Origin of the sequence: Streptomyces sp. ATexAB-D23, from assembly GCF_000373645.1 — a bacterium.
Taxonomy (GTDB): Bacteria; Actinomycetota; Actinomycetes; order Streptomycetales; family Streptomycetaceae; genus Streptomyces; species Streptomyces castrisilvae.
Map to the genome: position 1 here is coordinate 51704 of NZ_KB892004.1, position 25323 is coordinate 77026.

General features: G+C 74.9%; 21 protein-coding genes. 14 read left to right on the plus strand and 7 right to left on the minus strand.

What is annotated here, in order from left to right:
• The first annotated feature begins 224 nt into the window (after window positions 1-224).
• On the plus strand, window positions 225-1559 hold the full coding sequence (locus B082_RS0106150; RefSeq protein WP_078622507.1) for a TerD family protein: 1335 nt from the start codon (window positions 225-227) through the stop codon (window positions 1557-1559).
• A gap of 22 nt (window positions 1560-1581) precedes the next feature.
• On the opposite strand, the gene B082_RS0106155 is transcribed toward B082_RS0106150, so the two are convergent.
• Complete coding sequence (locus B082_RS0106155) at window positions 1582-2754, minus strand: glycosyltransferase (RefSeq protein ID WP_026249482.1); 1173 nt, start codon at window positions 2752-2754, stop codon at window positions 1582-1584.
• 58 nt (window positions 2755-2812) lie between these two features.
• Between B082_RS0106155 and B082_RS0106160 the strand changes: the two genes are divergently transcribed.
• Window positions 2813-3598 (plus strand): glutamate racemase, encoded by a 786-nt coding sequence (locus B082_RS0106160; RefSeq protein ID WP_018550933.1) that lies wholly within the window; start codon window positions 2813-2815, stop codon window positions 3596-3598.
• 68 nt (window positions 3599-3666) lie between these two features.
• Window positions 3667-4230, plus strand: coding sequence for a hypothetical protein (locus B082_RS0106165; RefSeq protein ID WP_018550934.1), 564 nt, complete (start codon window positions 3667-3669; stop codon window positions 4228-4230).
• On the opposite strand, the gene B082_RS0106170 is transcribed toward B082_RS0106165, so the two are convergent.
• The gene (locus B082_RS0106170; protein WP_018550935.1) at window positions 4178-5284 is read right to left on the minus strand and encodes an O-antigen ligase family protein; all 1107 of its coding nucleotides are present in this window, start codon (window positions 5282-5284) and stop codon (window positions 4178-4180) included. The genes B082_RS0106165 and B082_RS0106170 overlap by 53 nt on opposite strands.
• Window positions 5285-5478: 194 nt before the next feature.
• On the opposite strand from B082_RS0106170, the gene lnt reads away from it, so the two are divergent.
• Both lnt and B082_RS0106180 read left to right on the plus strand, forming a co-directional pair.
• On the plus strand, window positions 5479-7074 hold the full coding sequence (gene lnt / locus B082_RS0106175; RefSeq protein ID WP_018550936.1) for an apolipoprotein N-acyltransferase: 1596 nt from the start codon (window positions 5479-5481) through the stop codon (window positions 7072-7074).
• 29 nt (window positions 7075-7103) lie between these two features.
• The gene (locus B082_RS0106180) at window positions 7104-7583 is read left to right on the plus strand and encodes an NUDIX hydrolase (protein WP_018550937.1); all 480 of its coding nucleotides are present in this window, start codon (window positions 7104-7106) and stop codon (window positions 7581-7583) included.
• Between the two features lie 311 nt (window positions 7584-7894).
• Here B082_RS0106180 and B082_RS0106185 read toward each other — a convergent pair whose 3' ends face one another.
• Window positions 7895-8743 (minus strand): LysR family transcriptional regulator, encoded by an 849-nt coding sequence (locus B082_RS0106185; protein ID WP_018550938.1) that lies wholly within the window; start codon window positions 8741-8743, stop codon window positions 7895-7897.
• A gap of 95 nt (window positions 8744-8838) precedes the next feature.
• Here B082_RS0106185 and B082_RS0106190 point away from each other — a divergent pair, with 95 nt between their 5' ends.
• Both B082_RS0106190 and B082_RS0106195 read left to right on the plus strand, forming a co-directional pair.
• Window positions 8839-9570, plus strand: coding sequence for an SDR family oxidoreductase (locus B082_RS0106190; RefSeq protein WP_026249483.1), 732 nt, complete (start codon window positions 8839-8841; stop codon window positions 9568-9570).
• A 76-nt stretch (window positions 9571-9646) separates the two neighbouring features.
• Window positions 9647-11608 carry an acyl-CoA dehydrogenase gene (locus B082_RS0106195; RefSeq protein WP_018550940.1) on the plus strand — a complete coding sequence of 654 codons (1962 nt, stop codon included), beginning with the start codon at window positions 9647-9649 and terminating at the stop codon, window positions 11606-11608.
• A gap of 29 nt (window positions 11609-11637) precedes the next feature.
• Here the strand turns inward: B082_RS0106195 and B082_RS0106200 are convergent, their stop codons facing one another.
• A complete protein-coding gene (locus tag B082_RS0106200) occupies window positions 11638-11826 on the minus strand; it encodes a hypothetical protein (protein WP_018550941.1) in 189 nt (62 codons plus the stop codon).
• 101 nt (window positions 11827-11927) lie between these two features.
• On the opposite strand from B082_RS0106200, the gene B082_RS35710 reads away from it, so the two are divergent.
• Window positions 11928-12992: a LuxR C-terminal-related transcriptional regulator gene (locus tag B082_RS35710; RefSeq protein WP_018550942.1), complete on the plus strand. Its 1065-nt coding sequence runs from the start codon at window positions 11928-11930 to the stop codon at window positions 12990-12992.
• A gap of 230 nt (window positions 12993-13222) precedes the next feature.
• Here B082_RS35710 and B082_RS0106210 read toward each other — a convergent pair whose 3' ends face one another.
• The gene (locus B082_RS0106210) at window positions 13223-15091 is read right to left on the minus strand and encodes an AfsR/SARP family transcriptional regulator (RefSeq protein ID WP_018550943.1); all 1869 of its coding nucleotides are present in this window, start codon (window positions 15089-15091) and stop codon (window positions 13223-13225) included.
• A 395-nt stretch (window positions 15092-15486) separates the two neighbouring features.
• Between B082_RS0106210 and B082_RS0106215 the strand changes: the two genes are divergently transcribed.
• The 6 genes from B082_RS0106215 to B082_RS0106240 are packed head-to-tail and all read left to right on the plus strand — an operon-like array spanning window position 15487 to window position 22059.
• Complete coding sequence (locus B082_RS0106215) at window positions 15487-16530, plus strand: radical SAM/SPASM domain-containing protein (RefSeq protein WP_018550944.1); 1044 nt, start codon at window positions 15487-15489, stop codon at window positions 16528-16530.
• Complete coding sequence (locus tag B082_RS35715; protein ID WP_018550945.1) at window positions 16527-17234, plus strand: iron-containing redox enzyme family protein; 708 nt, start codon at window positions 16527-16529, stop codon at window positions 17232-17234. Before B082_RS0106215 ends, B082_RS35715 begins: the two co-directional genes overlap by 4 nt.
• Window positions 17227-17436 (plus strand): aroma-sacti cluster domain-containing protein, encoded by a 210-nt coding sequence (locus B082_RS0106225; protein ID WP_018550946.1) that lies wholly within the window; start codon window positions 17227-17229, stop codon window positions 17434-17436. Before B082_RS35715 ends, B082_RS0106225 begins: the two co-directional genes overlap by 8 nt.
• Window positions 17436-20594: an AAA family ATPase gene (locus tag B082_RS0106230; RefSeq protein WP_018550947.1), complete on the plus strand. Its 3159-nt coding sequence runs from the start codon at window positions 17436-17438 to the stop codon at window positions 20592-20594. Before B082_RS0106225 ends, B082_RS0106230 begins: the two co-directional genes overlap by 1 nt.
• Window positions 20591-21451 (plus strand): S8 family peptidase, encoded by an 861-nt coding sequence (locus B082_RS0106235; protein WP_018550948.1) that lies wholly within the window; start codon window positions 20591-20593, stop codon window positions 21449-21451. The genes B082_RS0106230 and B082_RS0106235 overlap by 4 nt, the downstream gene beginning before the upstream one ends.
• On the plus strand, window positions 21448-22059 hold the full coding sequence (locus B082_RS0106240) for a GAF domain-containing protein (RefSeq protein ID WP_018550949.1): 612 nt from the start codon (window positions 21448-21450) through the stop codon (window positions 22057-22059). The genes B082_RS0106235 and B082_RS0106240 overlap by 4 nt, the downstream gene beginning before the upstream one ends.
• Window positions 22060-22069: 10 nt before the next feature.
• Here the strand turns inward: B082_RS0106240 and B082_RS35720 are convergent, their stop codons facing one another.
• Window positions 22070-23182 carry a glycosyltransferase gene (locus B082_RS35720; protein ID WP_018550950.1) on the minus strand — a complete coding sequence of 371 codons (1113 nt, stop codon included), beginning with the start codon at window positions 23180-23182 and terminating at the stop codon, window positions 22070-22072.
• Entirely contained in the window at window positions 23179-25290 is a 2112-nt protein-coding gene (locus B082_RS0106250; RefSeq protein WP_018550951.1) for a prolyl oligopeptidase family serine peptidase, read from the minus strand. Before B082_RS0106250 ends, B082_RS35720 begins: the two co-directional genes overlap by 4 nt.
• Window positions 25291-25323: the final 33 nt, after the last annotated feature.

Below are 25323 nucleotides of genomic sequence, written 5' to 3' on the forward strand. Positions count from 1 at the left end.
CCCTTGTGAGCGCCTGCCCCGCCCCGGGCCGCCGTCACGCCGCCGAGCGGCCCGCCGATCAGCCGGGCTCCGAGGCATGGGCGCGGCGGACTCCGGACGCGGTGGCGCTCGTCCGGCGGCACCGGCCGCTCACCTGCCCGTGCGCCCCGTCCGGGCACCTCTTTGGGGCCGGGGCCGCGCGGGCATTAGGTTGACCCCGGAAAGGTCTCGGCAGCGGACTCACGATGGGGGCGAGCATGACCATGCAAAAGGGAACCAATGTCCCAGTGGCGGCCCAGGCCGTGCGCGTCGAACTGGGGTGGCACACCGCTCCGGGGACGCCGGACGTGGACGCCTCCGCGCTCCTTCTCCTCAGCTCGGGAAAGGTGCGCGACGACGCGGACTTCGTCTTCTACAACCAGCCCGCCCACGCCTCCGGCGCGGTGCGCCACGAGGGCAAGCGCACCGCGGGCGGTTCGGCGACCGACACCCTGGCGGTCGACCTGGCCCGGGTGGAGCCCGCCGTCGACCGCGTGGTGCTGGCCGCTTCGGCGGACGGCGGCACGTTCGGCCGGGTGAGCGGACTGTACGTACGGCTCATGGACGCGTCCAACGGCGCCGAACTGGCGCGCTTCGACACTTCCGACGCCACGGTGGAGACGGCCTTCATCCTCGGCGAGCTCTACCGCCGCCAGGGCGCCTGGAAGTTCCGGGCCGTCGGCCAGGGCTACGACTCCGGACTCGAGGGGCTCGCCACGGACTTCGGGATCTCCGTCGACGAACCCCAGCAGCCCCAGGCCCCCCAGCCGCCGCACCCGGGCACGCGGGTCACCGCCGCGCCGCCGCCCCCGCCGGCCCCCCAGCAGCCGCAGCCGACCCTCGCCGCCCCGATGGCCCCGCCCATCCCGCCCGCGCCCCCGGCGCCGCCCGCCCCGCAGCCCGTGCGGCTCACCAAGGTGACGCTCACGAAGGAAGCGCCGTCCGTCTCGCTCGCCAAGCAGGGCGGCACCTCGGGGGCCATGCGGGTGAATCTCAACTGGGAGACCCGCAAGCAGTTCAAGGGCTGGGGCAGCAAGCTCGGCCGGGCCGTCGCGAACCACTCCGACCTCGACCTGGACCTCTGCGCGCTCTACGAGCTGACCGACGGGCGCAAGGGAGTCGTGCAGGCGCTCGGAAACGCCTTCGGCTCCCTCCACCAGCCGCCCTTCATCCACCTCGACGGCGACGACCGCACCGGAGCCGTCGACACCGGCGAGAACCTGACGATCAACCTCGACCAGAAGGCCGCCCTCCGCCGGATCCTGATCTTCGTCACCATCTACGAGGGGGCCCGGAGCTTCGCCGACCTGCACGCGACCGTCACCCTCCAGCCCCAGAACGGCGCGCCGATCGACTTCTCGCTGGACGAGTGCACGGTGCCGTCCACGGTCTGCGCCCTCGCGCTCCTCACCAACACGGGGGGCGACCTCACCGTGCAGCGCGAGGCCCGCTACCTGGTGCCGCAGCGCGGCGTCAGCCCGCAGCGCACCATCGACCAGGCCTACGGCTGGGGCATGAACTGGACCCCCGGCCGCAAGTGAGCCCGCGCGGGCGCCGGGGGACTCACTGATCCGGCGCGGCCTCGGGACGGGCGTACGTACGCCCCTTCCAGGCCGCGCCGCGCCCCCGGTAGTGCTGCACCGCCGAATCGACCGTCATCAGCAGGTACAGCAGCGCCGTGACCGGCAGCAGCGGGGCGAGCCACAGCGACTGCCGGTAGTACCCCAGCATCGGCATGTACGTCCCGGCCATCACGGCCCACGCCAGGCCCCCGGCCGCCGCCGCCACCGGACCCGCGCCCAGCACCCCGGCGACCAGCGTCACGGGCGGCGCGAGATAGACGAGCGCGAGCCCGAGCACCGTACCGAGCAGCACCAGGGGATGGTGCCGCAGCTGGGCGTACGCGCTGCGCGAGACCATCCGCCACAGGTCGGCCAGGCGCGGGTAGGGGCGCACACTGTCCACCCGCTCCGCGAGCCCCAGCCAGATCCGGCCCCCCGCGCGCCGTACCGCGCGGGCCAGCGCCACGTCGTCGATCACCGCCTGCCGGATCACATCGGGCACCCCGGCCCGCACCGCCGTCTGCGTCCGCAGCAGCACACAGCCGCCCGCCGCGGCCGCCGTCCGCCCCGTGGCCCGGTTCACCCACCGGAACGGATAGAGCTGGGAGAAGAAGTAGACGAAGGCCGGCACCACGAGCCGCTCCCAGACGCTCGCCACCCGCAGCCGCGCCATCTGCGAGACCAGGTCGAAACCACCCGCCCCCGCGGCGGCCACCAGCTCCCGCAGACTGTCCGGCTCGTGCGCGATGTCCGCGTCCGTCAGCAGCAGGTACTCCGGGTCCCGGGCGCGCGCCAGCGCCATCCCGTGCCGTACGGCCCAGAGCTTGCCCGTCCAGCCCGGCTCGGGCTCCCCCGGAGAGACCACCGTCACCGGAAGCCCCCCGTACCGCACGGACAGCGCGCGGGCGACGTCCCCGGTGCCGTCCTTGCTGCAGTCGTCGACCAGGAAGATCTCCGCGGTCCCCGGATAGTCCTGCGCCAGCAGCGACGGCAGGCTCACCGGCAGCATGGCCGCCTCGTCGCGGGCGGGCACGACAATGGCGACCGACGGCCAGCGCTCCGGGTCCGCACGTCTCGGCAGCCGCTGGTCGGTGCGCCAGAAGAACCCCTGGCACAGCAGCAGCCACACCCATGCGGCAAGCGAACCCACGGCGATCCAGGCAACGGCGCTCATTGGCCGAAGTCTGCACCACTGAGCGGGGACCGCAAGGGCGGTCGACTATGGTGACCGGGTGAAGATCGCGCTCATGGACTCCGGAATCGGCCTGCTCGCCGCCGCCGCCGCAGTACGCCGGCTGCGTCCGGACGCCGATCTGGTGCTCTCGTCCGACCCGGACGGCATGCCCTGGGGGCCCCGCACACCCGAGGACGTGACGGCCCACGCGCTCGCCGTGGCCAGGTCCGCCGCCGCCCACCGGCCCGACGCGCTGATCGTCGCCTGCAACACCGCCTCCGTGCACGCGCTGGCGACGCTGCGCGCCGAACTGGAACCCGGGCTGCCGGTCATCGGCACCGTCCCCGCGATCAAACCGGCCGCGGCGGGCGGCGGCTCCGTCGCCATCTGGGCCACCCCGGCGACCACCGGAAGCCCGTACCAGCGCCGGCTGATCCGCGACTTCGCCGGGTCCGCCGCCGTCACCGAGGTGCCCTGTCCGGGCCTGGCCGACGCCGTGGAGCACGCCGACGAGGCCGGGATCGACAAGGCACTCGCCGCCGCCGCCGCGCTCACCCCGCCCGACGTGCGGGCCGTCGTCCTGGGCTGCACCCACTACGAGCTGGTCGCCGAACGCATCCGCGACGCCGTCCGCGGGCCCGGCCGCCCCCCGGTCGCCCTGCACGGCTCCGCCGGGGCCGTCGCCGCCCAGGCACTGCGCCGGATCGGGGCCGAACCCGCTCCGTCGGCCGAACCCTCCACCGCCATCGCGGTACTCCTCAGCGGACGTGTCGCCGAGCTGCCGCAGACCGCCCTGACCTACTCCGAAGGGCGCGGGCTGGCCGCTGTCGGCTCCGTCCGCTGACCTCCGGCGACCCGGCCGGGACTTTCGGACCCCTTCCCGCGCGCACATTCTTCAGTACGCTGCTCGGCATGAGGGAGCACGCCGGAGAACCGAAGCACGCCGGAACCGGAACCCACTCCGCGGTCTGGGTCGGCCGGGCCACCAACCGCACTCAGTGGGTTCTCGCGGCCCTGGGCGCCGCCTGCCTGGCCCTGGGCATCCAGCTCGCCGTCAGCTCCACCTGGACCTCCGGCATCGCCCCGCTGCTGATGTCGGTGATCGGCTGCGTGGCCGCGGGACTGCTCATGCTCTTCGGCACCCTCGCCTTCGTGAACGTCGACGTCCGCATCGACGGCGACGCGCTGGAGGTGCGCTGCGGCCACATGGGGCTGCCCCGCCGCCGCATCCTGCTCACCCATGTGGTGGCCGCCGACTTCGCGCCCCAGGTGACCCCCCGGCAGTGGGGCGGCTGGGGCTACCGCTGGCGGCCCGAGAAGGGCACCGCGGTGGTCGTGCGCCGGGGCGAGGGGCTGGTGCTGCGGCTCGGTGACGGCCGCACGTTCACCATCACGGTGGACGACGCCGAGGCGGGCGTCCGCTTCATCCGCGACCGCCTGCACCTGCCGTCCTCGGGTTTCCCGGCCGGGGCCTGACCTCCGGCCCGGGGTCCGCTTCCGGGCCGCACGGCTCGCCCGCCCCGATCGGCCGCCTGGCCGACGCCAGCCCCGCCAGCAGCCCCGCCCCCGCCGTGACCGGCGTGAAGCTCAGGGCGTTGCCCACGCTCGCCAGCGCGGCCAGAGCCGTGAGCGCGGCGCCCGCCGTCAGGGCCACCGACGTGGTGCGCGGCGAGCGCCACAGTACGTACAGCAGCCAGCCGAACGCGGCACCCAGCAGCACCACCCCCACCACGCCCTGCTCGGCGGCCTGCTGCCACGGGGCCGAGTGCGGCTTCCCGTCCGAACCGAGGCTCTGCTGCGCGGTCGGACTCAGCTCGGCGAAGCGGCCCGGCCCGATGCCCAGCGCGGGGTGCTGCCCGGCCAGCCGTGCGGCGTCCTGCCAGAGATCGACCCGGTTGCGGGTGAGCTGGCCCTCCAGGGAAACCGTGAGGCCGTCGGGCAGCGCCCCCTCGGCCACGGCCCACGAGGTCGCGACGATCAGCCCGGTGGCCAGCGCCAGACCGGTGAGACCGAGCAGCCGGCGCCGCGTCCTGGCGGCGGCCAGCGAGCACAGGAGCACGCCGAGCCCCGCCGCGAATCCGGCCACCGAACCCAGCCCGAGCGCGGCACCCGCCGTCCCCAGAGCCAGCAGCCGCAGAGCGGCGCGCAGCGGACCGCGCCGGGAGGCGGCGGCCGCGCAGCAGGCGGCCCCCGTGGCGAGGACCAGCAGCGCGGCGGCGGCCCCGGTCTGTCCCGGCGCGATGTCCGCGGTGGCCGTCGCACCCGGCATGCCGTGCCGCCAGGCGAGCGCCATGAGCAGAGCGGCCAGCGCCGCGCCCGCCGCGGTCGCCACCGGCAGCAGCGTGCCGCAGATGCGCCCGCAGGCGAAGCCCGCCGCGACCGCGAGCAGGGCGAGCAGCACCCCCTCGGGCCTGGTCTCGCGCCCCGCCGCGCTGATCAGCGACCAGATCGCGCAGGTGGCGAGGATCAGGGCCCCGACGGCATCGGAAGCGGTGCCGCCCTCGGGCCCCCGCCCCGCTGATTCAGTCATCACGTCCGTCCCCCGGCCTGTGACCGTCCCGTACGCGAGGGCCGGAACCGGACCGTCGGCGGGGGACTGGCGCACAGGCTAACGGCCACGGCGGGCATATGGGCGGAAGATGCGGAGACGCGATCCGGTAGTAGGGATTCCGCCATAGGGACGGGACTGCCCCGTGGCCCGTCCGTCACCGTAGACTCCGCCGGGTGAGCACCACCATCGCCCAGGTCGGCGAACCGCAGAAGCCCGCCGCCGCCCCCCGAACAGGCCGCCTGCTGTCACGCCTCGTGCGGCCCGGGGCCGCCGTGCTCTCCGGGCTGATGCTCTACGCGAGCTTCCCGCCCCGGCCGCTGTGGTGGCTGGTTCTGCCCGGCTTCGCGCTGCTCGGCTGGGTCCTGTTCGAGCGCGGGGCACGCGCCGCGTTCGGGCTCGGGCTGCTCGCCGGGCTCGGATTCATGCTGCCGCTGCTGCACTGGACCGGCGAGGAGGTCGGCCCGGTGCCGTGGCTGGCGCTCGCCGCGGCCGAGGCGCTGTTCATCGCGGTCGGCTGCCTCGGGATCTCCGCCGTCTCCCGGCTTCCCGGCGGCCCGCTGTGGGCGGCCGCGGTCTGGACGCTGGACGAGGCGGTCCGCGCCCGGGTGCCGTTCGGCGGCTTCCCCTGGGGGAAGATCGCCTTCGGGCAGGCGGACAGCGTGTTTCTGCCGCTCGCCGCGCTCGGCGGCACCCCGCTGCTCTCCTTCGCCGTGGTGCTCTGCGGCTTCGGCCTGTTCGAGGCGGTACGCCGCTTCGCCCGCCACCGGGCCACCGGGGAGCTGCCCCGCCTCGCCGTCGCCGCGGCGGCCGCGACCGTCCTCGTACCGCTGGCCGGTGCCTTCGCGGCGCTGCCGCTGGTCGACGACGCGGCCGAGGACGGCACGGCCACCGTCGCCGCGATCCAGGGCAACGTGCCCCGGCTCGGCCTCGACTTCAATTCCCAGCGCCGCGCCGTGCTCGACAACCACGCCAACCGCACGGAGCAGCTCGCCCGGGACGTGAAGGCCGGCAAGGTCCCGCAGCCGGACTTCGTCCTGTGGCCGGAGAACTCCTCCGACCTCGACCCCTACCGCAACCCGGACGCGCGGATCGTCATCGACGACGCGGTCAGGGCGATCGGGGTGCCGACCGTGATCGGCGCGGTCGTCGAGCCCGACACGGGCAACCTGCGCAACACCCTCATCCAGTGGGACCCGGACAAGGGCCCGGTCGACACCTACGACAAGCGGCACATCCAGCCGTTCGGCGAGTACATGCCGATGCGCTCCTTCGTGCGTCTGTTCAGCTCGGACGTCGACCGGGTGCAGCGCGACTTCGGACCGGGCGAGAAGGTGGGCGTCTTCGACCTGGCGGGCACCTACGCCGGGCTCGTCACCTGCTACGAGGCCGCGTTCGACGACGCCGTACGCGACACGGTCGAGCACGGCGCCCAGCTGATCGCCGTCCCCAGCAACAACGCCACCTTCGGCCGCAGCGAGATGACCTACCAGCAGCTGGCGATGTCCCGGGTGCGCGCGGTCGAGCACAGCCGGTCCGTCGTCGTCCCCGTCACCAGCGGGGTCAGTGCCGTGATCCGCCCGGACGGCACGGTCGTGCGGAAGACGAAGATGTTCACCCCGGACGCCCTGGTGGAGGAGGTGCCGCTGCGCTCCTCGCTGACCCCCGCGACCCGGATGGGCCCGCTGCCCGAGGGCGTGCTGGTGCTCCTCGCGCTCGGCGGACTCGGCTGGGCGGGGGCGCGGGTGGTGCGCGCCCGGCGCGTGCGCTGAGCGGACCGCGCGCCGCGTAGGGTCGGTATATGGCAATTCCTGACTTCATCCGCGAGATCCGTGCCACCGCCGGGCAGCAGCTGCTCCTGCTGCCCGGCGTCACCGCCGTCGTCTTCGACGACGAGGGAAGAGTGCTGCTGGGGCGGCGCGCCGACACCGGCAAGTGGTCCGTGATCGGCGGCATCTCGGAGCCCGGGGAGCAGCCCGCGCAGACGGCGGAGCGCGAGGTGCACGAGGAGACCGCCGTGCACTGTGTCGCGGAGCGGGTCGTCCTCACCCAGGCACTGCCGCCCCTTCAGTACGCGAACGGGGACCGCTGCCAGTTCCTGGACATCACCTTCCGCTGCCGCGCCACCGGCGGCACGGCCCGGGTCAACGACGACGAGTCGCTGGACGTCGGCTGGTTCCACGTGGACGCGCTGCCGGAGCTGGCCGAGTTCTCGCTGCTGCGGATCAAGCAGGCGCTGACCGACGGACCCACCTGGTTCGAGGCCACCGTCCCGCAGTGAACACGAGGAGCCGGGCGGACCGCGTACGGTCCGCCCGGCTCCGGGTTTCCCACGGACGGTCGGACGGCCCGTGAGAACAGCCCGGCCGTGACGGCCGGCGGCAGGTGCCAGGAACCGCGCGTGCCGATCAGCGCCATGCCTCGGGCCCTAAGGGCTGTCCCGCAATTCCTGGCGGGCGCACGACGTCGGCTACGGCACCTCGCCGCGTTGTCGAAACGCCCGAATACATCCAGTATGCGGGCGCCTCTCCGCCTTGCGATGCACCGCATCTGACGCCGCGCGCTGATCCGCCAGGAATTGCGGGACAGCCCTTAGAGACGTGTCGCGGTCCGGACGAGGTCGGCGACGGGCCTGGACCGGCTGTGCGGGGGCCAGGCGATGACGGTGGTGACCGCCGGGGCGTCCAGCACGGGCACGGCGGCGAGGTCGTCGGGCAGCTGGGCCCGGCACGACCCCGGTGAGACCGCGCAGGCACGGCCGAGCGCGACGAGTTGCAGCAGCTGTGCGTGGTCGCGGACCTGTGGGCCGGGGCCGGGCGGGTACGTGCCGTCGGGGGCGGGCCAGCGCGGCAGCGGCAGGCCCGGCAGGTCCGTGATGTCGGCCAGGCGCACCTGGGCGCGGGCGGTGAGCGGATGCCCGGCCGGCAGAACCGCCACCTGGCCCTCCGTGCCGAGATCCTCGGTGTCGAACCCGGCCGTCGAGTCGAACGGCCGGTGCAGGAGCGCCACATCGGCCCGGCCCTCGCGCAGGAACCGCTCCTGCTCGGCCGGACCGCACAGGATCACTTCGACGGGGACCGCGCCCTCCTCGGCGGCGTACGCGTCGAGCAGTTTCGCCAGCAGCTCGCGGGACGCGCTGGCCTTCGTCACCAGGACCAGGCCGGCCCCGCCGGTCGCGGAAGGGGCGGCACGGCGAGTCCGGCGCTCGGCGGCGTCGATCGCGTCGAGGGCCGCCCGGCCCTCGGTCAGCAGCACCGAACCGGCCTCGGTGAGCGTGACGGTGCGGCTCGTCCGGTCCAGCAGCGCAGCGCCGAGCCGCCGTTCGAGCTGCTGGACGGCCCGCGACAGGGGCGGCTGCGCGATCCCGAGCCGCTGTGCCGCGCGCCCGAAGTGCAACTCCTCGGCGACGGCCACGAAGTACCGCAGTTCCCGCGTCTCCATGCGGCCACGCTACCCCGGATCGATACCCTGCCGGTATCGATGGCCATCGGATCGGTCTTGGACCCGTGGCGCGGTCCGGAGGCAGCATGGTTCTCATGAGCGAACGAACGACTGCGCTGGTCACCGGCGCGAACAAGGGAATCGGCTACGAGATCGCCGCGGGCCTGGGCGCCCTCGGCTGGAGCGTCGGCGTCGGCGCCCGGGACGACGGGCGCCGGGAGGCGGCGGTGGAGCGGCTGCGTGCGGCCGGGGCCGACGCGTTCGGCGTACCCCTGGACGTGACGGACGACGCGAGCGTGACCGCCGCCGCCCACCTCATCGAGGAACGGGCCGGGCGCCTCGACGTGCTCGTCAACAACGCCGGCATCACCGGCCGGCTGCCGCAGGAGCCCACCCGGATCGATCCCGCCAACATCCGGACCGTCGTGGAGACCAACGTGATCGGAGTCGTCCGCGTCACCAACGCGATGCTGCCCCTGCTGCGCCGCGCCGCCTCGCCCCGGATCGTGAACATGTCCAGCAGCGTCGGCTCACTCACCCGGCAGTCGGGAACCGCCACCGAGACGACGACGGGCCCGGTGGCCGCCGCGTACGCGCCGTCGAAGACGTTCCTGAACGCGGTCACCGTGCAGTACGCCCGGGAGCTGAGGGACACGAACATCCTGATCAACATGGGCTGCCCCGGCTTCGTCGCGACCGACCTCAACGGCTTCCGCGGGGTGCGCACCCCCGAACAGGGCGCGGCGATCGCCATCGAGCTGGCGACCCTGCCCGATGACGGCCCGACCGGGGGGTTCTTCGAGGACGCGGGCGTCGTGCCCTGGTGAAGCGCGGTGCCCGGCGGCCCTCACCCGCCCGGACCACCGGCTGCTTGACCTTCCTCGTGCGGGGTAGCGAAGTGGCATGGTCACTGACAACGCATCCCCTGCCGAGAGCGGTTACGTACAGCCCGAGATCGACGTACGGGCCCTGACCGAGGTGCTCGACGGCGAGTACGCCGGGATCCGCGACCTCGTCCGGACCAATCTGACGGCGTACGCCTCCGTCCTGGAGGAGGCCGAGGAGCTCGGCATCGACGCGTATCGCGAACGGGTGCGCGACATCGTGGTCGAGATGGCCGCGACCGGGCAGACCGGGATGGGCTTCCCGGGCGAGTACGGCGGGGGCGGCGACATCGGGGCCTCGATCGCCGCGTTCGAGACGCTGGCCTTCGGGGACCTGTCCGTCCTGGTGAAGGTCGGTGTGCAGTTCGGGCTCTTCGGCGGCGCCATCCTCCACCTGGGGACCCGGCGCCATCACGACGCCTATCTGCCGGACCTGATCACCGGCCGCCTGATGGGCTGCTTCGCGATGACCGAGACCGGGCACGGCTCCAACGTGCAGGCGCTCGGCACCGTCGCGACGTACGACGCCGCCGCCCAGGAGTTCGTCATCACCACCCGGGGTGAGGAGGCGGGCAAGGACTACATCGGCAACGCGGCCCGCCACGCGGAGCTGGCCGTCGTCTTCGCCCAGCTGGAGGTGGGCGGGAAGGGCGAGGGGGTGCACGCGTTCGTCGTGCCGGTCCGGGACGGGGGCGAGGTGGTGCCCGGTGTCCGGATCGAGGACGACGGCCGCAAGATGGGCCTCAACGGGGTGGACAACGGCCGCATCCGGTTCGACGGTGTGCGGGTGCCGCGTGAGGCGCTGCTCAACCGGTTCGCCGACGTCACCCCCGAAGGCGCCTACGAGAGTCCGATCGAGAATCCCGGCCGGCGATTCTTCACCATGCTCGGCACGCTGGTGCAGGGCCGCGTCAGTGTCGCGGGGGCCGGGGTCGGCGCCGCCAAGGTGGCCCTGACCATCGCCACGAAGTACGCCGTGCGGCGCCGGCAGTTCGCCGCGGCCCCGGACGCGGACGAGCAACTGCTCCTCGACTACGGACTGCACCAGCGCCGGCTGCTGCCCCTCCTCGCGCGTACGTACGCGCTGCACTTCGCGCAGGACGTCGTGCGCACCCAGCTGCACGACGTCTTCTCCGGCACCGAGGACGACGCGCACGCCCGGCGCCTGCTGGAGTCACGGGCCGCCGGCACCAAGGCGCTCGCCACCTGGCACGCCACCCGGGTCGTCCAGGAGTGCCGCGAGGCGTGCGGCGGGGCCGGCTACCTCAGCGTCAACCGGTTCGCCGCCCTCAAGGCCGACAGCGACATCTTCACCACCTTCGAGGGGGACAACCACGTCCTGCTCCAGCTCGTGGCGAAGGGCCTGCTCACCCACTACGCGAGCGAGTTCGAGGACCTGGACCAGCTGGGTACGGTCCGTCATGTCGCCTCGCTCGCCGTCGAGACGGTGCTGGAGAAGACGTCGGCCCACAAGCTGTTCGAGCGGGTACGCGACCTGCTGCCCGGTGGCGACGAGTGGGACCGCGAAGCCGGTCTGCTCGACCCGGAGTACCAGCTCGCGATGGTCCGCTTCCGCGAGGAGCACATGCTCGCCGGTGTCGCCCGCCGGCTCAAGCGCGGCATCGACGACCGGCGCGACCCGGGCGCCGTCTTCTCCCAGGTGCAGGACCACGTGATCGCACTCGCCCGCGCGCACGTCGAGCGGCTGGTGCTGGAGGCGTTCACCGACAAGGTGCGCGGACTCCCCGAGGGCGGCAACAGGACGGCGCTGGGCCTGCTGTGCGACCTGTTCGCCCTGTCCACGATCGAGGCGGACCGCGCGTGGTTCATGGAACACGGCCGCCTGACCGTCCAGCGCTCCAAGGCGATCAGCCGCGAGGTGAACGACCTCTGCCGCAAGGTCAGGCCCCTCGCCGTCGACCTGGTCGACGCCTGGGGCATTCCGCCCGAGATGCTGCGCGCGCCGGACCTGTTGGGCTGAGCCGAAGCGGGCAGTGGCCCGCCGGCCGTTCACCAGCGCGGGGTGCGCACCGCCGGAGGGCCGTCGTCGCCCCGCAGTGGGCGCGGGGGCTGGTTGAGGATGTCGCGGGCCGTACTGCCGTCGCCGCCGGGCGGGGGCCGGCGGCGACGGGCCCGCCCGCCGAGAAGGAAGGCCGCGCGGCCGAGGAGCAGGGCGAGTGTCCCTTTGGTCCGTTCCACGGTGTTTCCTTCCAGGGGGTCTGGGAATATCCACCGCGCATCTGAACAATAGACATCTGTACGGGCCGGGCGGAGCCATCGGAAGCTGACGAGGGGGTCGGGTGGGCGGCATCGGTGAGGGTGACGGCCGGTCGACGGGCCCGCGCGAGCAGACGGCGGGGACGGCGCCGAAGGCACAGCTGTCCGAGGACGCCGTCCGGGTGTTCCGCTGGGTGAGCGACCAGGGCTCGTGCGACGTGCGCACCGTGGGCGCGATGCTGGGCCTGCCGGAGAACTGCGCGGCATCGGCGGTGCGGACCCTGACCGACCTCCTGCTGCTGAGGCATGTGCCCGAGGACCCCGACCGGCTGGTGCCGGTGGCCCCGGACGCGGCCATCGCCGCGCTCATCGCACCGAAGGAGGCGGGGCTGCGCCGGCAGCTCGCCGAGATCGACCAGCTCCGCGGCGAGCTGGCGCTCCTGACTCCGCTCTACACGGAGGGCCGGCGAAGATGGCAGGGGCGGCCGGCGCTGACGGAGGTCACGGACCTGAAGACCGTCGTCGGCATGATCACCGAGGCGACCATGCGATGCCGCCGCGAAGTGCGCACCTGCCACCCCGGCGGGGGCCGCTCCCCGGCTCTCCTGGAGCAGGCCTTCGTTCGGGACCGGGACATGCTGCGCAGAGGAGTGCGGATGCGCACGCTGTACCAGCACACGGCCCGCTACCACCTGCCCACCCAGGAGTACGCGCGGCGGATGACCGCCGAGGGGGCCGAGATCCGGACGCTGAGCGAACTGTTCGGCAGGATGGTGGCCTTCGACGGGGAGACGGTGTTCATCCCGCACCAGGACGACCTGGACGCGGCCATCGTCATCCACGACCCGTCCACGGTGGCGTACCTGTGCACGACCTTCGACCACGCCTGGTCGCTCGCGGAGCCCTACCAGCCGGCGTGGACGGAGAGTTCGGCGCGCGACGAGGTGAAGCAGGCCATCGTGCGCCTGCTGGCCGAGGGCATGAAGGACGAGATGGTGGCCCGGCGGCTGGGGATGTCGCTGCGCACCTGCCGCAAGCACATAGCCGAGATCATGGAGCAACTGGGCGCGGCCAGCCGCTTCCAGGCCGGATATCTCGCCCGCGTGCAGTCCTCCGGCCCGGCCGCCACGGCCCCGGGAACCGCCTGAGCGCCCCGGCGGCGCCCCCGGCGCCGCGCCGGAGGGATCCCGCCCCGGGATCTTCCGGACACGGCCCGGGGCCGGTCCGGCGGATCTTCGCGGGCCCGCGACGCCTGGCACGCACTCTCGCCGCACGCCCGAATCACCCAAGTACGTCCAGTACGAGGGCGATTCGGGCGCACGCAGATAGCACGCACCGGACGCCGCGGGCTGATCCACGAGGATCCGCCGGACAGGCCCTAGCACCGCGTGTCCCTCGCGCTCGCCTGCTCCCGGGCGAACAGCAGGGTCAGCCAGGGGAGTTCGTACCGCACACACTCCTCGGCCGCCTCGGTGTGCGCGGTCACCTCGGGGCAGGGCGGCGGGGGCAGGACGCCGACATCGATCAGGTTCTCCAGGGCCCGTTGCGCGGCCCGGCCCTCCATGCCCAGGGCGCGGGCCGCGGTGGGGAGGGAGAAGGCCGGGTCCGGCAGCGCCGCCAGGGCGTCGAGGGTGTCGCGGGCGGGCAGGGGCAGCCGGGCCCAGGTGCCCGCGAGCCGGGTGCGGACCCCGACACCGCCGGACGCCAGCTCGTCCAGGGCCTCCGCCGGGTGCTCCAGCCGGTCCGCGTACTGGCCGAGCGGCATGTGGCGCAGCACGCAGAGGCGGTTGCCGGCCGCGCGCAGGGCGAACGGAAGCAGCCCGGTGGCGGCGACGATACGTGCGGCGGCGGCCGGTTCGGCGGCCACCCGGGTCCGGCCGATGATCCCGCCGAGCAGGCCCAGGGCCTCGTCGGGGGAGAGCGGCGGGAGTTCCGTCCGGTGCGCGGCCTCCAGACCGGGCAACCGGCTCCGGGAGGTGACCAGCGCGGCGGTGGGACCCGAGGGCGGCAGCAGCGGGCCGAGGGCGGCGGCGTCCGGAGCGTCGTCCAGGACCAGCAGGATCCGGCGCCCGGACAGCCAGGACCGCCAGGCGGTCGCGGCCTCCTCCCGGCCGGCCGGCAGGCGCTCCGTACAGCCCAGGGCGCGGGCCAGCTCCGCCAGCACCGAGGCCCACGGGCGTACGGAACCGTCCTCGGCGCAGAGCCGGGTGGCGACCACGCCGTCCGGGTAGTGGGCGGCGAGGCGGTGCGCCACGTGCACCGCCAGAGCCGTCTTGCCGACGCCGGCCGGTCCGGTGAGCAGTACCGGCGGGCCGCCCTCGCCGCCCAGCCGCGCGGCGACCGCCTCCGCCTCCCGCGCCCGCCCGGTGAAGTCGGCGAGGCCGGGCGGCAGCAGCCGGGGCCCGGTGGCACCGCCGCCCGGCCGTGGCGGGGCGGCATCCGCGAGCACGGCGCGGTAGGCGCCCCGCACCGCAGTGCCGGGCTCCAGCCCCAGCTCGCGGGAGAGCTGCTGCCGGCAGTCGTCGTACGCGGCCAGCGCCTCCGTGCGGCGGCCGACCCGGTGCAGCGCGGTGATCTGGGCGGCGCGCAGCCGCTCCCGCAGCGGGTGGCGGGCGACCATCTCGTCCACGGTGTCGGCGACCGCGGCCGCGTCACCCGTCTCCAACTGCGCCTCCGCCCACGCCTCGTACACCGCGAGCCGGCGCACATGGCGGCGTGCGACGGCGGCGCGCAGCACATCGGCGCGGCCCGCGAGATCGCTGAAGGGCTCATGCCGCCACAGGTCGAGTGCCTGGCGGTAGAACCGGGCGGCGCGGCTCGGGGCGCCCGCACGCACCTCGGCGTCACCGCGGCGGGCCAGTTCCTCGAAGCGCAGGCTGTCGCACTCGTCGGCGCCCAGATGCAGGACGTAACCGCCGGGACCGTGGTGCAGCCGGCCCAGATCGTCGGGGTCCAGGACCCGCCGCAGCGTCGACACGTACACCTGGAGGTTCTTGCGGGCCGTGCGCGGCGGGTCGTCCGGCCAGACCGCGTCGGTCAGTTCCTCCAGGGAGACCGGCGCGTTCGGCCGGGTCAGCAGGACCGCCAGGACCAGACGCTGCTTCAGCGGGCCGAGCGGCAGCGGAAGCCCGTCACGGGTGGCGCGCAGCGGGCCGAGCAGGTCGATCCGCAGACGCGCGCCGGCGCGTTCTCCCGCCGCCCCGGACTCCGCCTCCCCGGGGCGGGTTTCCGCAAAGGTATCCGTCATATTTTCCTCAACCCCTTCCCCAGCCGGTGTCGTCGGAGTTCGGGGAGCAGAGAACAATGGCGTGCACGAAAGCCTCCGGGGAGCGGTCGGGGGGGTGAGCGAATCCGCGAGGAGCCGTGAATACGGCGGGAATACGATGGAATTCCCGCCGTTCTTCACAGCATGGTCACAAGCCGGGGGCGCGGCCATGGGCTTGAGGATGGCTCAAGGTGCATGCAGCAACACACCCGCCGGGACGAAGGGTGGACAAGCCCCATAGCGGGGTGAAACGGCCGGCCGGCCGCACGGGCGGACGGCCCCGCTCCCGTACCGGCTCCGAACCGGACCCCAACCACTGCCGAACCGGCGCCGCGCACGCTGGCGCCGCATGCCCAGGTGACCGAGGAGGTGACGCGATGCGACTGGCGGAGATCATCGAACTGCGTCCGGTGCCCGCCGCCGGGCTGCTCGCCACCCTCACCAGACGCTGCCCGCTGAGCTGCGCCCACTGCTCCACCTCGTCCGGCCCCCGGGGCGAGGACACCCCCGCCGACGCGCTGCGCCGGTTCGTCGGCGGCTTCACCCCCGGCGACCGCCCGCAGGTCCTCATGCTCACGGGCGGTGAACCCCTGCTGCGGCCCCGGCTCGTGGACGGGCTCGCCGGACTCGCCGCGCGGGCCGGGACCCGGACGGCCGTCCTCAGCGGCATGTTCTTCGCGGCCGACGGACGGATACCGGCCCGCATCATGCGCGCGCTGCGCCACATCGACCATTTCTCCGCCAGCATCGACGTATTCCACGAACGCGAGGTGCCGCGCGCGGCGGTATTCCGCGCGGTGCACCACATCATGGAAAAAGGAATCGACGCGAGTTTCCATGTCGTGGGACTTTCACCCGACGACCCCTATCTCGCGGACGTCACCGCCGCCATCCGGGCCGAGTTCCGGGACCGCGCGGCCGTCCTCGTCAACCACGTACGCCCGGCCGGACGCGCCGCGCACTGGGCGGCCGCGCGCCCGCCGGGCGGAGCCGGACAGCGCCCCGCCCCGTGCGCGATGGCGGCCTGGCCGACCGTGGCCTTCGACGGGACCGTCACCGCCTGCTGCAACCAGCGCGTGGTGGACGTCCGCCCCGCGCCGCCGCACCTGCGGCTCGGGCACATCGCCGTCGACGACTGGGCGGACATACGGTGCCGCTGCCAGGAGTCGCCCGTGCTGCGCACCCTGCGGACCGCCGGCGCCGGGTCCTGCGCGGACTGCCGGGCCCTGGCGCGGCGGCCCGGAGCGCTGGGGGCGGCGCGGGCCGCCGGGTCCAGCCCCGCCGCCGGCGCGATGGATGTGCTCGGCGCCCGGCTCCAGCGCGACGCGGGGGCCGAGACGCTGCTGCGCCGGTACGGGACCGGGCGGTACGCGCCGCTCGTGCTGCTCGGCGGCCGGGACGGCGAGGAGGCACCCGCGTGAGAAGCGCCGGCGCCACCTCACCGGCCGCCGCGCTGCTGCGGCTGGAACTCTCCCTCGTCCAGCCGGTGTTGCGATCGGCCGCCGCCCGCATGTGGCGCTCCGGCCCCGGGCTCCCCGCCCGCTACCGCCACTACCTGCACACCATGCACCAGGTGATCCGCGCCTCCGTCCCCCTCATGGAACGGGCCGCCGGGCACTGCGAGGCGCGGCCGCACGACCCGGTGGCACCGCCGCTCGCCCGGTACCTGCGGGCGCACGCCGAGGAGGAACGGGGCCACGACGACTGGCTGCTCACGGACGCCGCCGTCTGCGGGGCGCCGCCCGGCGAACTGACCGCCGCCGTCCCGCCCGCCCGGGTCGCCTCCCTCGTCGGGGCCCAGTACTACTGGATCGAGCACAGCCACCCGGTGGCCCTGCTCGGCTACATCGCGGTACTGGAGGGCAACGCACCGGCCCCCGGCCTGGCCGCCCGGCTCGCGAGGGAGACCGGGCTGCCGCCCGCCGCCTTCGAAACCGTACGCCTGCACGCGGACCTCGACGACGGGCACAGCGCGGACCTGGACCGGCTCATCGGCCGGCTGCCGCTGAGCCCGCAACAGCGCTCCCTGATCGCCGTCAGCGCGCTGCACACCGTCACCGCACTCGCCGAGCTGTTCGACCGCATCGCCACGGGACCACACACATCGGGGAGCACCCATGACTGACCCTGCGGACGACCGCGACCGCCTGCGCGCACTGGAGGACGCCGGGTTCCCGCTGCACAGCCTCTCGCCCGAGCAGCGGGACGTGCTCCGGGACCTCAGCGCGGAGGAACTGACCCTGCTGCTGGGCCTCAAGGAGCGGCTGGACGCGGCCGAGCCGGAGGTACAGGCGCACAGCGAGATCGCCGGCGGAGCGCTGTTCTGATGACCACCGCCACACGGACGAAGTGCCCCGACTGCCCCGAACCACCGCCGGACGGCGCAGCCTTCTGCCCCCGGTGCGGGACCGCCTGCGTCCCGGCGGCCGGTTCCGGCGCGGCCGAGGAACGCCGGGTGGTCACCGTCGTCTTCTGCGACCTCGTCGGCTCCACGGCCCTGTCCGGACGGCTCGACCCGGAGACGCTGCGCACCGTGACCCTGCGGTACTTCGCGCTGATGCGGACCCGCATCGAGGAACATGGCGGCACGGTGGAGAAGTTCATCGGCGACGCCGTGATGGCGGTCTTCGGCGTCCCCGCCCGCCACGAGGACGACGCCCACCGGGCCCTGGCCGCCGCCCGCTCCATGGTCACCGGCCTCGACGGGCTCAACGCCGACCTGGACCGCGGGCACGGAGTACGGCTCGCCGTCCGCATCGGCGTGAACACCGGCGAGGTCGTGGTGAACGCCGACCCGGCAGCCCGACAGGCACTGGTCTCCGGCGAAGTCGTCAACATCGCCGCCCGCCTCGAACAGCACGCCGGCACGGGCGAGATCCTCATCGGCCCCGCCACCCTCCGCGCCGCCGGACCCTCGGCGGTCACCGAACCGGCCGGGGCGCTCTCCCTCAAGGGCGTCCTTGCCCCCGTACCCGCCCACCGCCTGGTCGCACTCCACGAGGACGACCCGGAACGGGTCCGGCGCTTCGACACCCCCTTCATCGGCCGCGAACAGGAACTCGCCGAACTCCGGCTGCTGCTCCGCAAACTGGCCACCGACCCCCGCTCGCACCTGGTCACCGTCTACGGCGAGGCGGGCCTCGGCAAGACCCGGCTGCTGCGCGAATGGCTGCGGGACCGCCCGGCGTACGGAGAAGGCAGATGCCGCCCGTACGGCGAGACCGGGACCCTCGCACCGCTCGCCGAAGCGGTGCGCCAGGTGCTCTTGGCCGTCGGGGAGGACGCCGGGCTCGCCCGGCTGCCGGCCCCGGAGCGGACCGAGGCGGACCAGGCGCTGCGCCTCCTGCGCGGCGGACTGCTCGCGGACGGCACCCCCAGCCCCTCCACCGACGACACGCTCATGGCCCTGGCCTGCCTGCTGGACGCGCTCTCGCGGGAACGGCCCGTGGTGCTCGTCCTGGACGACTGCCACTGGGCGTCCGCGCCGCTGCTCGACCTCGCGGACCGGCTGCTGGACGAACTCGACCGCTCCGCCGTCGCCCTGGTGTGCGCCGCTCGCCCCGAACTCCTGGAGACCCATCCGGGGTGGGGCAGCGGCCGGATGCGCTCCGCCTCCCTCATGCTCACCCCGCTCACGCGCCAGGAGGCCGCGGCCCTGGCCGGCGAACTCGTCGAGGTCGCCGCCCACCGCCAGGGTGTGCTGGAGAGCGCGCTCGACCGCGCCGAGGGCAACCCGCTCCACCTGGAACACCTGACGGCCGTGGCCGCCGAGTGCGACGACCTGCCGCTCACCGTGCACGCCCTGCTCGGCGCCCGCATCGACGCGCTGCCGCCCGAGGAGCGGACCCTGCTGCAACTCGCCGCCGTCCTGGGCCGCGAGTTCCGCCGCGCCGACCTGACCGGGCTGGCCGCCGCCGAGGAAGCGCGAACCGCCGACTCCGCCACCGGCCTGCTGCGCGGACTGCTGCGGCGGCGGCTCATCGAGACCGGCGACCGCAGCCGGGCCGCGAGCGCGGTGCTCCGGTTCGGCAGCGCCCTCGTCCAGGAGACCGCGTACCGGGGGATGGCCAAGAAGGTGCGCGCCCGGCGGCACGAGCACGCCGCCAGGGTCCTGACCGGGCGGGAGGCGGGGGACGCCGCCGTCGGCACCCACCTGGCGCGCGCCCACCGGCTCCTGACCGAACTCGGCACGCACGACGAGGACACCGACGTACTGCGGGCCCGCGCCGCCGGACTGCTCACCCGGGCCGGCGCGGCCGCCCTGGCCCGCTCCGACCTGGCCTGGGCCGACGACCTGCTGACCCAGGCCCTCGACCTGGCCGCCCCCGGCGAACCCGTCGCCGCCGAGGCCGCCCGCCGCCTCGGCGAGACGAAGGCGGCCCGCGGCGACGCGGTGCGCGGCCGGGAACTCCTCGCCGGGGCGCTCGACACCGCCGAGCGGGCCGGTGACGCGCTGGGCGCCGCCCACGCCCGGCTCGCGCTGACCGCGCTCGACCCCCGGCACGGTTCGGCCGCCGACGTCGCCGAGGCCGCGCTCGGCCCGTTCACGGCGGCGGGCGACGACCAGGGCATCGCCCGCGCCTGCGTGCGGATGGCCCAGGACCGCCAGCGGCGCGGCCGGCACGCCCAGGCCGAGGCGCTGCTCAGCCGCGCACTCGACCACGCGGACCGCGCCGACGCCGAACCCGAACGGGCCCTCGCACTCGGCGCGTTCGGGATCTCCCTGTGGCGGGGCCCGACCCCGGTCGCCCGCGCCGTCGAGCGCTGCGAACAGCTCCTCGCCGCCCACGGCGCCGGCCGGCCGACGGTGCGCGCCACCCTGGCCTGCCCGCTGGCCGTGCTCCTGGCCCTCCACGGCCGCCCCGACGAGGCCCGAGCCCTGCTGGCCGAGGCGGCGGGGCTCGCCCACGGCCTCGGCTATGCGGAGAGCGCGTTGTTCGTCCCGCTGTTCGCCGCCGAGGTCGAGGCGCTGACGGGCACCTCCGAGCGCAGACTCGCCCTGCTGGACGAGGCGGCCCGCGCCGGCCGGGAACTCGGCGCCACGGGTGCGCTGCCCGGCATCGCCCGCGAACGGGCCCGCCTGCTGCTGGAGCGCGGGGAGCCGGCCCAGGCGCTGGCCCTGCCCGACCCGCTGGAGGCCGGGCTGCCCCCGGCGGAGTCCGCCGACGCCTTCGGGCTGCGGGCCCGCGCCCTGGCACTCGCCGGGGAACCGGCCGCCGCCCGCACCTGCGCGCAGCGGGCGACCGCCGCCGCGGGTGACACCGACTCACCGGTCGTGCGCGGCACGGCCGCCCTCGACCTCGCGCACACCCTGCGCACCCTGGCGCTGCCCGGCGAGGCGGCCCGGGAGGCGCGTACGGCGCTGCGGCACTTCGCCGCCAAGGGACACCGGCTCGGCGCGGACCGCGCGGCCGCGTTCGCCGACGACAGCGCGGCCGCGGCCCGGGACACCGACCCGGCCGGGCGGGAAGGCAGGACCGTATGACCACCAAAACGGCGGAAGGGCTCACCTGGAGCCTGCGCGACCGCACGCCCGACGACCTCGCGATGCTCGCCGACACGGTGCCGGCCCTCTCGGCCGACCCCTCGCAGTGGTCGGACGGGGCAGGCGTACGCGTCTGCGTCGTCGACACCGGGGTGGAGTGCGGGCACCCCGGGGTCGGCCCGGTCGACGGCTCGTACGAGGTGAGGGCCGGCGCGGACGGGACCCCGCGGGTCATCGACAGCGGCCCGCTGCCCGACGGAGCCGGCGACGGATGCGGGCACGGCACGGCGTGCGCCGGGATCGTGCGGCGGGTGGCCCCGGAATGCTCCCTGTACAGCGTGCGCGTGCTCGGCCAGGGCTTCACCGGCACCGGAGACGCCCTGCTCACCGGGTTGCGCTGGGCGGTCGACCAGGGCTTCGACGTGGTCAACCTGAGCCTGTCCACGACCCGCCCGCAATTCCTGGAGACCCTGCGCTCCCTGGCCGACCAGGCGTTCTTCACCGGCACCACGCTGGTGGCATCGGCCCACAACACGCCCGTGGAGAGCTTCCCCTGGCGGTTCTCCTCGGTGATCTCGGTCGGCACGCACCGCGAGGACGACCCCGGGCTCTTCCTCTACAACCCCGCACCGCCCGTCGAGTTCTTCGCTCCCGGCCAGAACGTGCAGGTGGCCTGGACGGGCGGCAAGACCATCCGCACCACGGGCAACAGCTTCGCCACCCCGTTCATCAGCGGGCTGTGCGCGCGGCTGCTCGGCAGCCGCCCCAAGCTGACCCCGTTCCAGATCAAACACGCGCTGTACCTCTCCGCCGCGAACGTACGCATCGGCGATCCAGGAACCCGAGGTGAATCATGAGCCAGTCCCACGGCCTCGTACCCGCCACCGGCGCGGGCCCCGCGACACGGGCGGGCAGCGCCGAACGCGATCTGCTGCAGTCCGTCGTCGAGACCGCGCGCGCCATCTTCGGCGCCGCGGCCAGCTCCGTCCTGCTGCACGACCGGGACGCCGACGAACTGGTCTTCCAGGCGGTGGCCGGGGAGGGCGAGGAGGCCCTCGTGGGCTCCCGGTTCCCGGCCGGCCGGGGGCTCGCCGGCTGGGTGCTCGTCTCCGGCGAGCCGATGGTCGCGGACGACCTGAAGCAGCAGGGCATGTTCGCCCGCGATGTCGCCCGGTCGACCGGCTACGTCCCGGACGCGCTGATGGCCGCGCCGCTCGCCCACCACGACCGGGTGCTCGGCGTGCTCGAAGTCCTCGACCCGGTCGAGCAGTCCCGTTCCAGCCTCTCCGAACTCGACCTGCTCGCCCTCTTCGCCCGACAGGCGGCGGCGGCCCTCGCCGTCGTCACCGAGCGCCGCGAGGAGGAGACACCCACGGCGGTCCGGACGCGAAGCCTGGAACTGGTGACCGCCTTGCGCGACGTCCTGCTCGACGGTCTTCCGCCGCAGGCCCCGCACGCGGGCTGAGCCGGGAGCGTCAGCGTGCCGCCGACTCCACGGCGTCGGCGGCACGCGCCTCGCTCTTGCCGTCGGCCAGCAGACCGCCGACCTCCCGCACCCGCGCGCACAGCCCCGGATCGCGGCCCGTGTCCTCGACGGCGCCGCGCAGTTCGGCCGCGTCCGCCCCGGCCTCCGGCAGCCTGCGGGCGACTCCGGCGCGCAGACAGGCGGCGGCGAGGACCTGCTGCTCCGACCCGTTGGGGGCGACGAGCAGCGGCTTGCCGTGCAGGAGCGCCGCGAGCACGGGGGCGGACGTGGCATTGGTCAGCACGAGGTCGGCCCGCTCCACGAGCGGCCCCATCCAGGTGCGGCGCCCGATGGCCAGCCGGGCGCCGGGGGCGGCCTCGGGGGCACCGGACCGGCCCAGCTCGACGACGGCCCGGTACGTGCCGGAGGCGAACGCGGCGTTCAGACGCGGCCAGAGACTGCTGCCGCCGAAGGTGCGGCCCAGATGCACGTACGCGATGGGCCCGGCGGCCGGCAGCGGCTCCGGCACCGGGGGCGCCGGCTCCCACCAGCAGGGGCCGACATGGCGTACGGCCGGGGGCAGTTCGGCGCCTGGGACCTCCATGACGGGGTGGCCGCGCAGCAGGAAGGCGGTGCCCAGGAGCGGGGTGTCCGGGAAGCGGTCGCGGCGCGGGGCGAGCCCGGCGCCCTCCCGGAGCGCCGTGTAGTGCTTCAGCGTCCGGGCCAGCCGCCAGGCACGGCCGCAGCCGTCGTCCGGGCCGGTGCGGTAGGGCCACAGGTGCGCCGCGAGCCCCAGGACCACCACCGGCAGCCCGGCCGCCTCGGCGGCCACCAGCGCGCCGTGGTTGAGCACCGAGGTGACCAGCACATCGGGGCGCAGCGCGCGGACCGCCCCGGCCACGGCGGCGTACTGCTCGGGGCCCCGGACCGTCCAGTGGGTCACCGACAGCGCGGCGTGCCCGGCGACGGCCGCCGGCTCAAGTCCCGCGGCGGTGACGGCGGGCGCGGCGTCCGGCCCGCCGAGGACCTGGACGGTGTGGCCGCGGCGGCGCAGCTCGCGGCCGGCCGCGAGGACCGGGTAGAGGTAGCCGGGATCGCTCAGCGGGCACAGCAGTACGTTCATCCGGAGGCGTCCTTCGTCAGGTCGAGGCCCAGGTGGTGGGCGAGGAAGGCCATGACGTCCGCGTACAGGCCGGCGCTGCGCGAGACGCCGCGCGTGCCGTGCCCCACACCGCGCTCGGTGCGCAGCACCACCGGCCCGTCCCCCGAACCGGCCCACTGGAGCGCGGCGCACATCTTCCGCGCGTGCGCCGGGTCGACGCGGCTGTCGCCGTCGAACACGGCCAGCAGCACGGCCGGGTAGCGGACGCCCTCGCGCACCCGGTGGTACGGGGAGTACGCCAGCAGCCGCGCGAAGTCGGCGGGGTCCCCGGCGCTCCCGTACTCCTCGCGCCAGCTCGCACCCATCCCCGACAGCTCGTAGCGCACCATGTCCAGCAGCGGCGCCGCGCACACCACCGCCCCGTACAGCTCCGGCCTGCGCGTCAGTGCGGCGCCCGCCAGCAGGCCGCCGTTGGAGCTGCCGAGCACCCCGAGCCGGCCCGGTGCGGCCCAGCCCCCGGCGAGCAGGTGGCCGGCGGCGGCGTCGAAGTCCTCGAAGACGCGGTGCTTGTGCTCGCGGCGCCCGGCCTGGTGCCACTCCTCGCCCTCCTCGCCGCCCCCGCGCACACAGGCCACCGCGTACACGCCGCCCGCCCGCACCCAGGGCACCGCCTGCGGGGTGAAGCCGGGCGTCATCGAGGCGCCGAAGCCGCCGTATCCGGTGAGGACGGCGGGGCGGGGCCGGTCGGGAACGCCGGCGGGGGACATCACGAACATGCGCACCTCGGTGCCGTCACCGGAGAGGACGACCTCCTGGCTGACCCGAACCCCCTCGGCCGGCGGCGCGGCAGGCGGACCGCCCGCCCACGGACCTAGGCGTCCGGTCACCGCGTCGTAGTGCAGGACGGTTGCGGGGGTGATGTGGTCGGTGTACGTGAACCACACCTCGTGGCCGCCGTCCTGACGCATTGTCAGGCGAGTGACCGTGCCCCGCCCCGGCAGCGGAACGGACCCTGTCCGTGTGCCGGTCCGGGCATCGTGCAGGGTCATCTCACCGACCGCGTGCCGGGTCCGTACGACCACCAGCAGCGGCCGCTCCAGCGCCGGCCCGTCCAGGACCGCGACGTCCCCGAGCACCGTGCCCGGTTCCTCGCCGACCAGGGTGCGCCACCGGCCGGGTCCCGTGGCGTCGGGGCGGGCCTCGGCGATCCTGCCGCGCGGCGCGTCCGCCGTCGTCCTGAGGAGCAGCGGCCCGCCGCCGGAACGGACGCGGACCGAGGTGCGGGCGTCGGTCCCCCGCTGGAAGGGGCGCAGGACCGGCCGGTCCGGGCCGGTCGCGCTCAGATCGGCCGTCCACAGATCGGTGCGGGGCGCGGTGCCCTCGCTGGCCCCGACGACCAGGAGCAGGCCGTCGGGGGAGGTGGCCACGGTGTAGTACTGGGTCTCGGACCGCCCGGCGCCGAAGATCTCGGTATCCAGGTCCGCCGGGGTGCCGACCCGGTGCAGGTACACCCGGCGGTGACGTCCCCCGGTCCGCTCCGGCGGCAGCCGGCGTACGTAGTAGAAGGCCCGGCCGCCCGGCAGCCAGGCCACGGGGGAGCGGCGGACCCGGTCCACGGGCCCGTCCACCACCGCCCCGGTCACCGTGTCGAGCACCCGCAGCACCGACTGCTCCGTACCGCCCGACGACAGCTGCACGGCCACCGAACCGCCCTCCCACGACGGCTCCCAGGCGTCCAGCACCGTCGAACCGGACGGGTCGGCGTCCAGCGGGTCGAGCAGCACCCTGGTCCGGCCGCCCTCGCGGACGGCGAGCACCGCGAACTCCCGCCCGGGGTCCCTGCGCAGATGGAACTCCCGCCCGCCACGCACCACCGGAGGCGAGGCGCCGCCCCCGGCGAGCAGCGCCGCCATCCGGCCGCGCAACGCCTCCCGGCCGGGCCAGCGGGCCTGCTCCCCGGCGTAGAGCCGGTCCTGAGCGGCGCTCCAGACCGCGGTGGCGGGGTCGTCCGGGTCCTCCAGCCACCGGTACGGATCGGCCACCGGCCGGCCGTGGAGGACCTCGACCGGACCGGTGCGGGGAGCGGCCGGGTAGACCGGCCCGGCGTCGCGGGGCGGTGACACGGTCATCGCGGCCCTCCAGGGAGAACGGTCGCATCGGAC

Bases quoted from the DNA above. Each gene is read 5' to 3' on its own strand.
- B082_RS0106150 (WP_078622507.1), top strand. From the start codon at position 225: ATGGGGGCGAGCATGACCATGCAAAAGGGAACCAATGTCCCAGTGGCG.
- B082_RS0106155 (WP_026249482.1), bottom strand. From the start codon at position 2,754: ATGAGCGCCGTTGCCTGGATCGCCGTGGGTTCGCTTGCCGCATGGGTG.
- B082_RS0106165 (WP_018550934.1), top strand. From the start codon at position 3,667: ATGAGGGAGCACGCCGGAGAACCGAAGCACGCCGGAACCGGAACCCAC.
- B082_RS0106170 (WP_018550935.1), bottom strand. From the start codon at position 5,284: ATGACTGAATCAGCGGGGCGGGGGCCCGAGGGCGGCACCGCTTCCGAT.
- B082_RS0106180 (WP_018550937.1), top strand. From the start codon at position 7,104: ATGGCAATTCCTGACTTCATCCGCGAGATCCGTGCCACCGCCGGGCAG.
- B082_RS0106185 (WP_018550938.1), bottom strand. From the start codon at position 8,743: ATGGAGACGCGGGAACTGCGGTACTTCGTGGCCGTCGCCGAGGAGTTG.
- B082_RS0106190 (WP_026249483.1), top strand. From the start codon at position 8,839: ATGAGCGAACGAACGACTGCGCTGGTCACCGGCGCGAACAAGGGAATC.
- B082_RS0106195 (WP_018550940.1), top strand. From the start codon at position 9,647: ATGGTCACTGACAACGCATCCCCTGCCGAGAGCGGTTACGTACAGCCC.
- B082_RS0106210 (WP_018550943.1), bottom strand. From the start codon at position 15,091: ATGACGGATACCTTTGCGGAAACCCGCCCCGGGGAGGCGGAGTCCGGG.
- B082_RS0106215 (WP_018550944.1), top strand. From the start codon at position 15,487: ATGCGACTGGCGGAGATCATCGAACTGCGTCCGGTGCCCGCCGCCGGG.
- B082_RS0106225 (WP_018550946.1), top strand. From the start codon at position 17,227: ATGACTGACCCTGCGGACGACCGCGACCGCCTGCGCGCACTGGAGGAC.
- B082_RS0106230 (WP_018550947.1), top strand. From the start codon at position 17,436: ATGACCACCGCCACACGGACGAAGTGCCCCGACTGCCCCGAACCACCG.
- B082_RS0106235 (WP_018550948.1), top strand. From the start codon at position 20,591: ATGACCACCAAAACGGCGGAAGGGCTCACCTGGAGCCTGCGCGACCGC.
- B082_RS0106240 (WP_018550949.1), top strand. From the start codon at position 21,448: ATGAGCCAGTCCCACGGCCTCGTACCCGCCACCGGCGCGGGCCCCGCG.
- B082_RS35720 (WP_018550950.1), bottom strand. From the start codon at position 23,182: ATGAACGTACTGCTGTGCCCGCTGAGCGATCCCGGCTACCTCTACCCG.
- B082_RS0106250 (WP_018550951.1), bottom strand. From the start codon at position 25,290: ATGACCGTGTCACCGCCCCGCGACGCCGGGCCGGTCTACCCGGCCGCT.